We start from the raw sequence: 14,176 nt of genomic DNA on the forward strand, positions 1-14,176 counted from the left end.
GGGAACGGACGAGGACAGACCAGGACTGAACAGACCAGGACTGACCAGGACGGACGAGAGCGCACGCCGGGGCCGGGCCCCCTCGGCACCCGCCGACCGCGCCGACCGCGCGCCAACGCCGCCAACCGTGCCAACCGCTCCGACCACCCTGCCCCCGACCGGACGTCCCTCAGCCGGAAGCCCTGCTCGTGCGGCATCGGTCAACCTAGGGCGCCCATGTTTCCGAGAAGTTACGCCACCCAGCCTGACCTGCGGCGATGCTCGTGACGTGCGGCGCGGCAGGGGGCGCGGGCCTATTGCGCCACCCGGCCGCCGCTTCGGCGCCGACGAGGGAAGTCGATCGGCCGTTCGGCCCGAACCTCACCCTCCATTTCCATCTGTCGAAACTCTTGTTCCGCCTGGCGGGCTCGCTTAGGGTCGGCGCTCCGGCTCGGCCGCCCCGCGTGGCCGGGCCTTCCCTGTGCGAACGCGAAGGAGCGTGCGGTGGTGCAGCAGGCGTGGCAGGACGGGTCGTCGTCGGGCAAGGGCGACGGGTATGGCGTCGGCGGACGGGACGAGGAAACGGGCCGGGAAGCCCAGAGCCGGAACACGGGCCGGGAAGCCCAGAGCCGGAACACGGGCCGGGGACCCCAGGGCCGGGACACGGGAGGGCAGTCGGAAGGCCGGCCGCGAGGACCGCGGAACGCGCGGCGTGGGACGTCGTGGCTTCGTCGTCGGGGCCGGACTGGTCGGAGCCGGCGGCCTGTTCGGCGCCGCCGGAGCGGCACCGGCGGCCGCCACCGGAAGCGACAGTCACGGCAGTCACGTCGGGCACAACAGCCATGGCGACAACGACAGCCATGGCGGAAACGGCAGCCATGCCGGTCACAGCACCTTCGGCCGGCAAGACTTCCGCGCCGAGCGACTACTGCTCGTACCGGACGTCGTCCTGCTGCCCGAGGGCCCGGTCAAGGACCGCGCGGTGCTCGTCCAGGACGGCGCTTTCCGGGCCGTCGGGCCGGTCCGCAAGCTCACCGACACGCACCGGGACGCCCGCACGGTACGGCTGAAGGGCCACCTGCTCATGCCCGGCTTCGTGGACGCCCACCACCACCTGACGCAGAGCTTCGGCAAGGCCCAGGCGTTCGGGCAGCCTTCGGAGATCTTCAAGACCGTCTGGGAGCCGCTGGAACACGCCCTGGACGAGGAGACCGCCCACCTCTCGGCGAAGCTCGCGGCCCTGGAGGCACTGCGCGGCGGGTTCACCACCGCCGCCGACGCAGGCACCCGCGCGCCCGTCGACGTGGGCGTCATCGCCGAGGCCGCCGAGGAGGCCGGGCTGCGCTGCGTGCTGTCAAAGGTCGTCTCCGACGGCAAGGGCGGCAAGGAACACCTGGAGCGCTTCCACGGCTCCCGGCTGATCCACCCCTCGCTGGCGATACCCGTCCCCGAGAACGCCACCGCCGAGGTGTTGAAGAAGACCGCCGACCTGTGTGCGGACGCCGGCGCGGTCTTCCAGATCCACGTCAACGAGCACCTGGCCGCCGTGGAACGCTCCCTCAAGAGCGTGGGCCGCCGCCCGGTGTCCTACCTGCACCACATCGGTGCCCTCAACGCGCACACCCTCGGTGCCCACGCCACTCTGCTCACTCCCGACGAGATGCGCATGCTCGCCGACACCGGCGCCGCGGTGAGCTACAACCCGGTGGCCAGCGCCTGGAAGGGCAACGCCGTCGCGCACGCCCTGATGTGGCGGGCCATGGGCATACGTTTCGGCACCGGCACGGACGGCACCCGCGGCGACGGCTTCCGCCTCGTCGATGCCGCGGAGAGCGCCCAACGTTTGACCTACGGTCTGCTGTCCGGCGATTCCTCGTGCGGCGCCGGCAGCACATGGCTCACCCACGCCACCGCCCTGAGTGCCGACGCCCTCGGGCTCGGCGAGGTGACGGGCGAGGTCGTCGCCGGCAAGGCCGCCGACTTCCTGCTCGTCGACCTGCGGGCTCCCGAACTCACCCCGTCCTACGACCTGTCGTGGGAACTGGTCCGGCTGGTCGGCCGCGACCAGATCACCGCGGTCTTCGTGGACGGCAAACTGCGGCTGTGGCACGGCTGGCCCACCGACTGGGACGGGCCCGCGCTGGTCCGCAAGGCCGCCGAGGTGGGTCCGGAGGTCGTGCGGCGCGCCCGCATCCAGCGGGTGGACCCGGACCCGGACGGCACCGCCCGCCACCCGCGGCGATCCCGAGCACAAGCACAATCCCCCTCCCGGTCCCGGTCCTGATCACCATCCTGACCCGCCCCGGAGCCGCCCGATCCACGTTTTGCCTGGAGCCAAAACCACGCGCGCGCTGCCTCCAGCCACCCCTGACTGCGGCTGTGGGAGATGAACCACCGATCGAGAGAACTCGTAGGGGCCCGAACACCAAGGGGAATTCCATGTCTGACGTAGTTGGGAGCTGGGCCGGATCTGCCTCTCCGTACGGGACTTCGCCCAGGGCACCAGCAGGTACTGGAAGCCTCCAATACCACCGCCCCCGCCCAGCCCCGCACCAGCGGTGAGTACTACTGGACCCCAATCAATAGCGTGAAGGCCTGCAACGAGCGTGAGGCCTGCAACTAGTGACGGCCCGCCGCCCGGACCGGCGGCACATGGGCTTCTCGGGCGGTGGTCCTCCGCGTCACCACCCCGCTGCGCAGCAGCAGTTGGAAGACGCCGAGCAGCACCGCCGTGGCGAGCGCGCTGTGCCACAGCAGTGCGTCAAGGCGGCCGGCGGCGAGATAGGCGCCCGCGGCGATCGCGGCCAGTGCGCACACGCCGCGGTCCACGATGCTCTCGACCGAGAGCATCGTGGCGCGCGGGGCGTGCGCGGGCACCGCGTCGTTCACCAGCTTGCGCTGGACGGGGTACGCGAAGCCGGTCGCGGCGGCGAACAGGCAGAGCAGCGCGACGACGGCCCACGGCCCGCCGAATGTCATGGCCGCGAGGGTGCCCGCCAGCGCGAGGCTGAGGACGGAGACCCAGGCGACCGGTGGCAGGCGGCGGCTCAGCCACTGCGGGCGGGCCGAGGCCACCGCCTCCGCCACCGTCATCGCCGCCATCACACCGCCGTGCGAGGCCTCCGCGATGCCGTGGTCCAGCAGGATCGGCTGGAAGAGGTTGACCTGGCAGATCCGGGAGAGCGTGAAGACCGCCACGCCCTGCACCATCACCAGGGCCAGCCACCGCGAGGAGGCGACGCAGCGCAGCGCGGCGCCCGCGTCCCGCAGGAACGCGCCGCCCCCGCGTCCGCCGCTCGTCCGCCCCGTGCCGCCACTCGCGCTCGCGCCCGCACCCGCACCCGCGCCCGCGAGGCGGGGCAGCGCGACAGCGCAGATGAGGGAGCCCGCGGCACCGGCTGCGCTGAGCACGTACGGCGTCGGATGTGCCACGGCCATCAGGGGGCCGACCAGTGGCCAGCACACCACCTTCGCGACCAGTCCGAGCGCCCGCGCGGTGCCCTCCGCCTTCAGGTAGTGCTCGTCGCACTTCTCGGCGCGCAGGCCGTCGTACAGGTAGGCGCTGGCCGCTCCCGAGGTGAGGGAACGGCCCGCGGCGATGGCCAGGAAGTGGACGAGGAAGCCGGTGTACGAGGCGCTGAACACCGGGGCGAGGTTCGCCGCCGTCATGACCACCGCCCCGGCCCGCAGGCAGTTGCGGGTGCCGATGCGGTCGGCGATCAGGCCGGTCGGGATCTCGAAGAGGCAGAACGCGACGTAGTAGATGCTCTGGATGCCGAAGATCTGGCCGTCCGAGAGGCCGGCCGCCTTCTGGTAGGCGTAGAACACCGGCATCCACCACAGCAGGTTGAACAGCAACTGAAAGCCGTAGTTGAGGCGGATGACGCGGCGGGCGGTCGCCGTCAGGCCGTTGCCCGTCCCCTGCCGGCCGGAGGAACGCGGCCTCACAGCGCGTACGGGCGGATCTGGACCAGCCGGAAGTCGCCCCGGTCGGTCATCAGCCACTCGATGTCCAGCGGCCTGTCCACGTCGGGCGCGCTGAAGTGGGATTGCAAGAGCCGCCCGGTCAGGGACAGGTCGGCGAGGCGGGCGCGGGTGGCGGCGGAGAGGCTGTCGCCCCAAGAGCCCAGGGCGACGGTGCGGCCGCCGCCCTCCACGGTGTTGTACAGGTATTGCTGCGGCAGGACCGAGCCGTCGACGACCTGTTCGGGGGAGCCGGGGGAACAGTTGAGGTAGACGTTGCGGAAGTCCTCGCGGCGGGTCGGGTCGCAGGTCACGAGGACGCCGCCGAGGCGGGCGGGCACGTATTCCTGGATGATGACGCCCATGTAGGTGTCGTCCAGGGAGATGCCGACCTGGTGGCGCAGGCGCACGCTGCGGGGCGAGAGCAGTGAGGCCCACACCTGGCGTATGGCGTCCAGGAGTTCGCCGGTGCCGTGGACGGCGGTGACGGAGTCGTAGACGCCCGCCGCGGAGAACCCGGGCAGATCCTCGGCGTTGGACGAGGAGCGCACCACCAGGCGGCCGCGCGACGTGGCCGGGGCGGGAAAGGCCTGGGTGATCCGGCGGGTGACCGGTTCGGGGACGGGGGTGTGCCGGATCAGGTGCTGGAGTTGCAGGCAGAGCGCGTCCAGGACGTCGGTGGCGTCGAGTTCCAGGGCCATCTTGAGCTTGCCGATGCCCTGTTGCAGGGCGGGGGACGAGGCCAGGAAGCGCTGCTGGAGCGCGAAGGGCAGCGCGACGCCTTCCGGGGCACTCACCGCGCAGGCCACGAACTCGGCTGCGCGGGCGCGCAGTTCGTCGGCGGAAGGGGTGCCGCTGAGGCCGAGGCGGGCCGCGAGGTGCGGGTAGAGGTTCTCGCGGGGCGGGCGGGGCCGCCCGTAGAAGGCGGTCAGGTCGGCCGTCCGGCTGTCGAGGACGTGGTGCAGTTCGCCGAGGTTGGCCGCCTTGGTGCCGTAGCGGTCGCGGTCGGCATGGCGCAGGCGGTGCAGGGACAGCACGGGTACGTCCTGGAGCAGCGGCGGTTCGAGGCGGATGCGCTGCTGGTGCCAGGTTGGGGCGCGCAGGGCGGGTTCGTGGTCGAGGCGCTCCAGGGATATCTGGTCCTCGCGGACACGGTAGCGGACCCACGCGCCGTCCAGGCCGTCCTTCTCGACGAGCTGTTCCAGGTCGCGCACGATCGCGTTGGGGATGCCCCAGCCGGAGGCGAGGACGTTGGTGTGGGAGAGCGGCGTGATCGGCGCGGTGTTGAGGAACCCGGCCACCCTGGGTATGTCGTCCGGCAGGCACGGCATGGCCACGATGTCCGCCCAGCCGAGGCCGGGCTCCGCGGCCGCGTACTGCTCGTGCGTACGGAAGAACCGCAGGCGCCCGGTGGCCTCGCCGGGGTTGAGCGGTGTCCGGGCCCGGGAGCCGAAGAGCTCGTGGCTGAGGATGCGGGGCACGCGCAGTTCGCTGATCGCCGCCAGCTCCTCCTCCTGCCCGTGGTTGGCGGGTTTGAGGAGCAGCGGCAGCCTGTCGTCGACCCGGACACGTATGAACTCGTAGAAGAATCGCAGCAGTTCGCCGTGCATGGTGTCGGCCTCGGTCGTCTCCAGGACGAGGAAGGTGCGTTCGCGGCCATCGCTCTCCTCGTCGGTGTGCAGGGACAGCACACCGAGCAGGAAGCGGCGGCCGGGGTCCATGTAGACGGAGGCGTTGAACGCGTCCAGCTCCGCGTCAAGGCGGGCGATGTCCATGCCGAGGACGCGGGTGGCGATGTAGTCGACGTGGAAGGGGTGTGCGGCGGTGTCGAGAAGGTGCCAGGTGTTCTCGGCGCGGTCGACGACGACCTTGAGGTACGGGTGTCCGGCGAGGACCCCGGAGAGAGTGCGGAACAGCGGCAGGGAGAGGTTCCCGCCGACGACCGTGCGGTCTGTGGCCCGTTCGGCGGCGGCGTCGGTGAGCAGCGGGGCGGTCATGCCGAGACCTCCTCGGGCTGGGCGGCGGGCAGTACGCGCGGCAAGGCGTCCACCAAGTGCCAGAAGTCGCGGAGCACGGTGTGCGCGTCGGTGGCGGAGAGCAGGCACAGGGCGGCCATGGTGTTGGCGCCGGCGGCCGGGTCGTACACCGGCACGACGCTGCCGTCGGCGAGCGAACTCTCCGCGACGACCGAGAGGTCGCTGCCTCGGCTGAGGGGGACGTCCGCCGAGACGGCGGGGAAGTCCCAGACCCTGCGGCCCGGCCAGGCGTGGCCGCGGCCGTCGACCGCGAGGACGACGAGGGAGCCCGCCGCGCCGCGGGCCTGTGCCGGGGTGAGGGCCCGTTCGGGCCAGTGGACCGGGCGTCCGAGGAGGTGGTCGACGAGCATGCCGACGAGGTCGAGTCCGAAGACCTCCTCGATCTGCGGCACGGTCATCGCGCCACCGAACCGGGCGGCCGTCTCGATCAGCCACATGCCGCCGTCGGCGCCGAGTTTGATCTCGGTGTGAGTCCCGCAGTCACGCAGGCCGAGGGCGTCGACGGCACGCCGGGCGAGGTCCACGACCCGGTCCTGGGCGTCCCAGGCCAGCGGGGCGGGAGTGATGCTCGCGCGTTCGGTGAACGGCTCGACCGTGGGCATGCGGCCGCTGAGGCAGACCGGGTGGAAGACGCCGTCGGCGACGACGCCCTCGACGCTGACGTAGTCGCCCCAGCCGGGTTCGTCGAACCAGTCGGAGGCGGTGCCGGTGACGATCCGCTCGACCACGTAGTGCGCGTCGGCCTCGGCCACATGCAGCTCCGCGTAGCCCAGTCGGGCCGATGCGGCCATGACGTCACGGGAGCAGGCCCAGGCGGCCGGCGCCTCGTGCGGGGAGCGGATGATCTGGTGGGCGGTGGACCCGGCGCTCCAGGCGGCCTTGAGGAGCAGCGGACCGGGCAGGGTGTGCGCCGCCGCGAGCAGGTCCGCCTCCGTGGCGACGGGGCGGAACTCGGGCTGGGGCAGGCGCTGTTGCCGCCAGGTGTGGCGCATCAGCCGCTTGTCGCGGGCGAGTGCGGCGGCATGGCCCGCCCCGGCGAGGCCGAGTGCCTCGCACGCCTCGGCGACGGCCACGACCGCGTACTCGGAGAAGGTGAGCACCGCGTCCGCGCCCACGGCCTCGGCCCGGGCGACGATGAGCGACACCAGGTCGCGGCGGTGCGCGTCGGTGGGCGTCACCACCGAGGCGCACAGTCTGTGGGCGGAGCCTGCCACGGCGGGAGGAAGAGCGCTGAGGGCCAGCAGGTGCGTTTCCGCTTTCGCGGCCGTCCGGGACAGGACGTGACCGAGCGGTGGACCACCCTTGGCATGCACTAACAGCACCTTGCTCACTGAGATTCGTCTCCAATCGCCCCGTTTCGACGGACCCGCACACTCCAGGGGACCAGGCCATGGGCACCCATGAGGCCTGCGAAGCGGCTCGCGACTCAGGCATTTGCCTGAGTCGCGAGCCGCTTCCGCTTCTGATTCCGCTTCCGCTTCCGGTGCCGCGGCAGTTCGGCTGAGAACCGGGCGTGTACGGCGTGAGGGCGGGATAACCGAAGCGATGTGACTGAGCGTCAGCCGGTCGTATACGGACGGAGACCGCTGTGGACGATTCCACTCTTGAACCACTGCTGGAGCGCGCGGCGTTCGCGGACCTCGTGGACCTCGCTCCGGCCGCCGCCTTCATACGGGACAGCGACGGACGCTATCTGTGGACCAATCACGCCTACGCGCACCTTTACGGCCTGGTCCCGGAGCAGATCGCCGGCAAGTGCATCGAGGATCTCGACGCGCCCGCCGACGCCTGCCGGTTCCGCGCCCTCGACCAGGAGATCCTCAGGCGGGGTACGCCGGTGCGCCACACCCTCGGCTACCGACGCCGGGACGGCAGCGCGGGCCGGGCGGTGGGCCACCGTTTCCCCGTGCGGGAGAACGCGCGGACCTGCGTCGCCGGGATCTACGTCGATGTCACGGACCACGTGCGCGCCACCGTCCAGCGGCAGGAGGCCGAGGAGAACCTCCAGGCCCTGCGCGACCACAGTGGCCTGCCGTGCGCGCTGCTCTCGGCGAACGGGCGCGTGGTCGAGGCGAACGCGGCGGCCGCCGAGCTGTTCCGGCTCAGCCCGCACGACTTGGTGGGCCGCCGCGCGCACACGCTGCTCGCTCCGGAGCCCGGCCTCGACCGGCTGCACCGGCGCTGGAACGGTCTGATAGCCCGTCGCACCAGACGAGTGGAGACCTCCGCCGTGCTCGTGGACGCCCAGGGACTGCAACGTCGCGCGCAGTTCCACCTGACGACGGTCGGCCACTGCGCCACCCGGGCCCGGCACGTCTGGGCCGTCGTCACCCAGCAGAGCCTCGCGCATGAGGCCCGTCCGCCGCTCACCGCCGCGCAGCTCCGCATCCTCTCCCTTCTGGCGAAGGGCAGCAGCAACAGCGACATCGCCGCCTCGCTGAAACTGTCCCGCCAGACGGTCGACTACCACCTCAGCCGCCTGCGGCAGCTCTTGGGCGCGGCGACCCGCCCGGCTCTGGTCGCCCGCGCCTACGTCCTCGGCATCCTGGCCCCGTGTGCCTGGCCACCGCGTTCCGCCACGGCGGCCCATCCGCTCAGCACCGTCTGAGGGGTCAGCGGATGTTGACGTCGATGCACGCGTAGAAGGCATTGGCCGTGTCGCCGATGTTCCACACGGCGAGGACCTTGTGCCGGCCGGTGAAGTTGCCGAGGCTGACCTGGTGCGAGACGGTCGCCGGTGGCTGCTGATTGCCGCCGTCGATGGTGGCGACCTTGGTTCCGTCGACGAAGTATTCGTAGTTCGCGGTGCGGTGCCGGGCGGTGAACGTCCAGGTGAAGGTCTGTGTCCTGCTGACGTCGCTGACCTTCCAGCCCTTGGCGTCGTTGTCCAGTTCCGCGAACCGGGTGTTGCCGCCGCTGCAACTGCGCAGGCCCTTGGGGCCCTCGACGCTCTGCGGCTCGTACTTGATGTCGCCGCAGGGCACCGTGCGCGCGGCGCACTGCGCCTGCCGGCTCGCGGGGGCGTTGACGTATCCGTGGCGCCTGGCCGAACCGGTCGGCAAGGTGAGAGCGAGCACGGGCGCCATGCCGGCACCGATCGCCGCGGCTATTTTCCGCTTCTTGTCCATGCGTGGCTCCTTCACGGGCGGTGCTTCGTGGGGGTGTGCGGCGTGAAGTGTTCTCCTGGGGCGATTAGTCCAGACCACAGAATTCAGTAATCCAGACCATAGACTTCGGCCCGTCGCGGTCAAGGCCGTATTCCGGCCATGGGGTGAGCGAGTACACCCACCGGCCGCCCGTCAACAGCGGCTTCGCGCGCCCAGTCCATCGAGTGGTTACCTCGCACTTTCGTCCGGGTATGTCTCGCGGCATCTGCCACGGGGTGAACCCACCGAAAGGAATCCGATGGACGTCATGGCCGCTCGGAAAGACGTCTTCCGCATGCTTGATGTGGACGGCGACGGCGTGATCTCCCGCGAGGAGTACCTCGCCCGTCCCGAGCGGGCGGCGGAAAGGCTGGGCCGTGACGCGAGCGACCCCCTCGTGGCGGTGGCCCGTTCCTCGCACGAACGCGTCTTCTCCTCGATGGACGCGGACGGGGACGGAAAGGTGGCCTTCGGGGAGTACGCGGCCTGGGCCGGCGCCCAGACCTTCGACGAGGTCTGCCGCGATGCGCTGGGTTCCCTCTTCGACCTCGCCGACACCGATGCCGACGGCATGCTCGACCGGGTGGAGTTCGCACGGCTGCGTGAGGTCCTGGGCAACCGGGCCGACAACGCCGCGGAGGCGTTCGACGCCCTGGACACCGACGGCGACGGCCGCATCGACCGCGACGCGTATCTGAGCGCGATCCGCGCCTTCGTCAGCGACGGCACCTCCCCCATGTACGAGGCTCTGGTCACCGTCCGCTGAGCGCATTGCCGCATGCACGCCCCGCCCGAAGGACGAGGACCACTGCCATGAGTTCAGGCTTCGTCAGCCGTCGCACGTTCCTCAACTCGTCGGCGGGCCTGACCGCAGGGCTGGTTCCGCACACCGGCGCCGCCGCGTCGCTGAGCCCCCATCAGGAGCGGGCCACGGCATCGGTGTTGACCTACCGTGAGATGACCGGGGGCTCGGTCACCGCCGACCGCGGCGGCCGGGCGATGGTCGCCGAGATCCAGGGCGTCCTGTGGAGCGTCCCGCGCGGGGGTGGTGCGGCCCGGCAGTTGACGGACTGGTCGCTGGAGGCGACGCGGCCGGCCCTGTCGCCGGACGGCGAGACGATCGCCGTGTGCGGTTATCGCGGCGGCACCTTCCACATCTGGACGCTGCGCGGCGACGGCGGCGGCCTGCGCCGGCTGACCGGCGGGCCGTGGGACGACCGGTCGGTCGCGTGGTCGCCGGACGGACGCCGGCTGGTCCTCTCCTCCGAGCGCGGGGGCAGCGCCGTGCACGGCAGTGCCTACGGCCTGTGGACCCTGGCCCTCGACACCGGCCACCTGAACCGGGTGACCGGTGGAGCGTTCGACGACATCGACCCCGCGTGGTGGCCGGACGGAGGGTCGCTGGTCTGCGTACGCGCCGCCCATGGGTCCGAAGGCGACGGCGGCCGGGCGCTGGTCCGCGTATCGGTGGCAAGCGGTGAGGCGACCGTGCTCCACTCGGTCCCGGAGGGCAGGCTGCTGGCGCCCTCTGTGTCACCGTCAGGCCGTATCGCCTGCCTGCACCTGTCGAGCGCGGGCGACTCACCCTCACTGCCCGCGGCACGCACGACATTGCTGGTCGACGGGCAGGCGGTGTCGCGGGACGAGGACTTCGCCGCCGCCCCGCCGTGCTGGCTCGACGACGACCGGCTGCTGTACGTGGCCGACGGCCGGATCCGCACGCGTACCCTCGCCACCCATGCGGTGAGCGACCTCCCGTTCACCGCCCGGCTGTCCGCCCCCCGCTCCGACGGGCGGCCCAAGCGCCGCCCGGACACCGCCGGACGTACTCCCGTCAAAGGCATCCACCGGCCCGTCCTGTCACCGGACGGCCGGAGGGCCGCGTTCGTCGCCCTGAACGCACTGTGGTCGCTGCCCACCGGCGGTGGCGCGCCCCGCAGGCTGCTCCAGGCCGCGCCGGAGCACCACCTCCAGATGCCCGCCTGGGCCCCGGACGGCGACAGCCTCCTGTACTGCTCCGACCGGGGCGGGCTGATCGCGGTGCGCCGTCTGCACCTGACCGGCGACCGGGACGAGTTGGTGGCCGGCGGCGGGCGGACGCAGCCCGCGCTCTCCCCCGACGGCTCCCGCCTGGCCTGCCACGACGTCACCGGCACGCTGCTGGTGCGGGACCTCTCCTCGGGTTCGGAGCGGGTGATCGCCCGGCCCCTGGCCACCGACGGACCGCCGGGGACCCCGACGTGGTCCCCGGACGGGCGGTACCTCGCCTTCTGCGACCGCAACCGGCTCAACCACCGCTTCCGCGAGGGCTACCACCTCATCCGCGTCATCGACACCCTCACCGGCGGTGAGCGGCGCCATCTGCCCGCCGACCACCAGTCGCTGTCCGACCGCGCCGCCGCCGGACCGGTGTGGTCGCCCGACGGCCGGTGGATAGCCGTCGTCGCCGAGTCGGTCCTGTGGGCCCTGCCCGTCACCGCCGCGGGCGCCCCCGCGGGACCGCCCCGGCGCCTGACCGACGAGCCCGCCGACCACCCCAGCTGGGCCGGGGACGCACGCCACCTGCTCTACCTGTCCTGCGGACATCTGCGCCTGCTCACCCTCGACGAGAGCGGCGCCCCCAAGCGGACACGCACCCTGCGCGCGCCCTATTTGACGCCCCGCCGGGGCACCGCCAAGGACCCGCACGACAGGCTGCGGATCCATGCCGGGCAGTTGTGGGACGCCACCGGCGACAGCGTGCGCCAGGACGTCGACATCCTCGTCCACGGCGACCGGATCACCGCCGTCGAACCCCATCGGCCGCGCCGCGCCGGCCACCGCACCATCGACGCCTCCGCTCAGACCGTCGTCCCCGGCCTCTTCGACAGCCACACCCACCCCTACACCGCCACCTACGGCGCCCGGCAGAACCTCACCGCACTCGCCTACGGCATCACCACCACCGCCTGCCTGGGCGGCCCCCTGTACGAGGCCGTCCGGCTGCGTGAATCAGCCGCGACCGGACACAGCCTGGGGCCACGGCAGTTGGCGTGCGCGGAGCTCATCGACGGCTCCCGCACCGCGTACAGCATGGGACGGGCGCACCGCACCTCGGCCGGTGTCGAGCGCACCCTGCGGCGGGCCACCGCCCTGGACGTCGATTTCATCAAGACGTACGTCCGTGCCTCCGGTGACGTCATGGCCCGGGCCGCCACCGCCGCGCACCGGCTGGGCGTGCCCTGCGGCAGCCACCTGTGCTCCCCCGGCCGCGCGGCCGGCCAGGACCTCACCACCCACCTTCAGGCCACCCAGCGCCTGCCCCACGGGCACGCCACCACCCCGCAGGGCCACATCCACCAGGACCTGGTCGAGCAGTACGCCGACGGGTCCTTCGGCCTGATCATCACCCCGTTCGCCGCGCAGTCCCTGCTGGGCACCGACACCGCGCTGGCCGACGACCCGCGGGTGCGGGCCCTCATGCCTCCCTGGGACATCGCCGACGTCGACGAGCGCGCGAAGACCCCGCCCACAGCCGCACAGCGGCGGCAACTGGCCACCGAGATGGCCAACTACCGGCAGCTGCGCTCTCAGGGTGCGCGCCTCGCGCTCGGCAGCGACGCGCCCCTCGTGCCGGTCGGCCTGTCCATGCACCTGGCCCTGCGCGCCCTGCACGCCCACGGTTTCTCCCCCGCGGAGGCACTGCGCTGCGCGACCACGGTCCCGGCCCGGCTCTTCGGCCTCGGTGACGTGGGCACCGTCGAGGCAGGCAAGATCGCCGACCTCGTCGTCGTCGACGGCGACCCGTTCACCGACTTCGCCACCCTCGTCAACACCTCCCTGGTCATCCGCGAGGGCCTCCCCCACCGGCAGGCCGACCTCACCGCCCTCCACCGGGCAGCCGCCGCTGCTCCGCCCCCGGGCACCACCTGGCTGGAAACCGCCCTCAGCATGCGGCGGGGGTCCTGCTGCCACCACGGCGAGGAGACCTGAACCTCTCGGTGGTCTCCTGATGGCATGTGGTGCGGGGCGGGTAGGGAAGATCGCATGCCTGAAATCTTCGAAGCCGGTGTATGGGGCCTTGTGGCCGGTTCCGCCCTCCTGCTGGGGGCGGTGGTCGGCTACGGGGTCCGGGTGCCCCAGTGGCTGGTGGCGTCCGTGATGGCGTTCGGCGCGGGAGTCCTGCTGTCGGCCGTGTCCTTCGAGCTGGCGGCGGAGGCGTACGACGAGGCCGGCCTCGCCCCTGCGGCGATCGGCACGGTGGGCGGAGCGCTCGCCTATACGGGCGGGAACGCCTGGCTGGCAGGTCGTGGCGCGCGCCACCGCAAGCGCAGCGGGCAGGGCAGGCAGCCCTCCGAGTCCGAACAGGGCGGCTCGGGGCTGGCGCTGGCGCTGGGCGCCCTGCTGGACGGCGTGCCGGAGTCGGCGGTCATCGGGGTGAGCCTGCTGAAGGGTGGTGCGGTCAGTGCGGCGACGGTGGCCGCGGTGTTCATCAGCAACGTACCCGAGGGCCTGTCCAGTTCCGCCGGGATGCGGCGGGCGGGGCGCGGCAAGGCGTACGTCTTCGGTGTGTGGGGCGTGATCGTGCTGGCCAGTACGGTGGCGGCGGTGCTCGGGTACGCCGTGGTGGGCGGCATGTCCACGGCGGTGGTGGCGGCGGTGACCGCGGTGGCGGCCGGCGCGATCCTCGCCATGATCGCCGACACGATGATCCCGGAGGCGTTCGAGAACGCGCACCTGGCCATAGGGCTGATCACGGTGTGCGGGTTCCTCGTGTCGTTCGCGCTGTCCCACGCCTGAACCACGCGGCTGACGCCGCCTCCGGAGGAAGCCTGAGTGCTTGCGCCGGGCAGGGGTAGACGCAGGGAATGCTTGGGACACACCTTCTTGCGCCCATTGCCTCTCTGCCCGGCGCCCGGCTCCGCAGAGAGCCCCGCCACGCGCGCCGCAATCGTCGCCGTGGCCGGCTGCACCGGCGTCTGCTCGCCTACCGCGACGTGGAGATCCTCCACTCGCCCGCACCGAGCGGTGCCGGAGGGCGCTGTCTGCTCCTGGTGTACGGGCGCCGCATCG

9 protein-coding genes are annotated in these 14,176 nt (G+C 72.1%); 5 read left to right on the plus strand and 4 right to left on the minus strand.

The window, feature by feature from the left end; translation table 11 throughout:
• Positions 1-907 precede the first annotated feature (907 nt).
• On the plus strand, positions 908-2,263 hold the full coding sequence (locus ACOBQB_RS01140; RefSeq protein ID WP_423590319.1) for an amidohydrolase family protein: 1,356 nt from the start codon (positions 908-910) through the stop codon (positions 2,261-2,263).
• A gap of 335 nt (positions 2,264-2,598) precedes the next feature.
• Here the strand turns inward: ACOBQB_RS01140 and ACOBQB_RS01145 are convergent, their stop codons facing one another.
• The 3 genes from ACOBQB_RS01145 to ACOBQB_RS01155 are packed head-to-tail and all read right to left on the minus strand — an operon-like array spanning position 2,599 to position 7,192.
• Entirely contained in the window at positions 2,599-3,927 is a 1,329-nt protein-coding gene (locus ACOBQB_RS01145; protein ID WP_423588032.1) for an MFS transporter, read from the minus strand.
• Entirely contained in the window at positions 3,924-5,939 is a 2,016-nt protein-coding gene (locus tag ACOBQB_RS01150) for a PEP/pyruvate-binding domain-containing protein (RefSeq protein ID WP_423588034.1), read from the minus strand. The genes ACOBQB_RS01145 and ACOBQB_RS01150 overlap by 4 nt, the downstream gene beginning before the upstream one ends.
• Positions 5,936-7,192 (minus strand): ATP-grasp domain-containing protein, encoded by a 1,257-nt coding sequence (locus ACOBQB_RS01155; RefSeq protein ID WP_423588036.1) that lies wholly within the window; start codon positions 7,190-7,192, stop codon positions 5,936-5,938. Before ACOBQB_RS01155 ends, ACOBQB_RS01150 begins: the two co-directional genes overlap by 4 nt.
• Before the next feature lie 374 nt (positions 7,193-7,566).
• Between ACOBQB_RS01155 and ACOBQB_RS01160 the strand changes: the two genes are divergently transcribed.
• Positions 7,567-8,586, plus strand: a complete 1,020-nt coding sequence (locus tag ACOBQB_RS01160; RefSeq protein ID WP_423588038.1) for a PAS domain-containing protein — start codon at positions 7,567-7,569, stop codon at positions 8,584-8,586.
• 4 nt (positions 8,587-8,590) lie between these two features.
• On the opposite strand, the gene ACOBQB_RS01165 is transcribed toward ACOBQB_RS01160, so the two are convergent.
• The gene (locus ACOBQB_RS01165; RefSeq protein WP_423588040.1) at positions 8,591-9,106 is read right to left on the minus strand and encodes a lytic polysaccharide monooxygenase auxiliary activity family 9 protein; all 516 of its coding nucleotides are present in this window, start codon (positions 9,104-9,106) and stop codon (positions 8,591-8,593) included.
• Positions 9,107-9,392: 286 nt separating this feature from the next.
• Here ACOBQB_RS01165 and ACOBQB_RS01170 point away from each other — a divergent pair, with 286 nt between their 5' ends.
• From ACOBQB_RS01170 to ACOBQB_RS01180, 3 genes are read left to right on the plus strand one after another with little or no spacing between them, the layout of a single operon-like run.
• Positions 9,393-9,890, plus strand: a complete 498-nt coding sequence (locus tag ACOBQB_RS01170) for an EF-hand domain-containing protein (RefSeq protein WP_423588041.1) — start codon at positions 9,393-9,395, stop codon at positions 9,888-9,890.
• A 47-nt stretch (positions 9,891-9,937) separates the two neighbouring features.
• The gene (locus ACOBQB_RS01175) at positions 9,938-13,096 is read left to right on the plus strand and encodes an amidohydrolase family protein (RefSeq protein ID WP_423588043.1); all 3,159 of its coding nucleotides are present in this window, start codon (positions 9,938-9,940) and stop codon (positions 13,094-13,096) included.
• 54 nt (positions 13,097-13,150) lie between these two features.
• The gene (locus ACOBQB_RS01180; protein ID WP_423588044.1) at positions 13,151-13,903 is read left to right on the plus strand and encodes a ZIP family metal transporter; all 753 of its coding nucleotides are present in this window, start codon (positions 13,151-13,153) and stop codon (positions 13,901-13,903) included.
• The last annotated feature ends 273 nt before the right edge of the window (positions 13,904-14,176 follow it).

Origin of the sequence: Streptomyces sp. G5(2025) (assembly GCF_049542075.1) — a bacterium.
Taxonomy (GTDB): Bacteria; Actinomycetota; Actinomycetes; order Streptomycetales; family Streptomycetaceae; genus Streptomyces.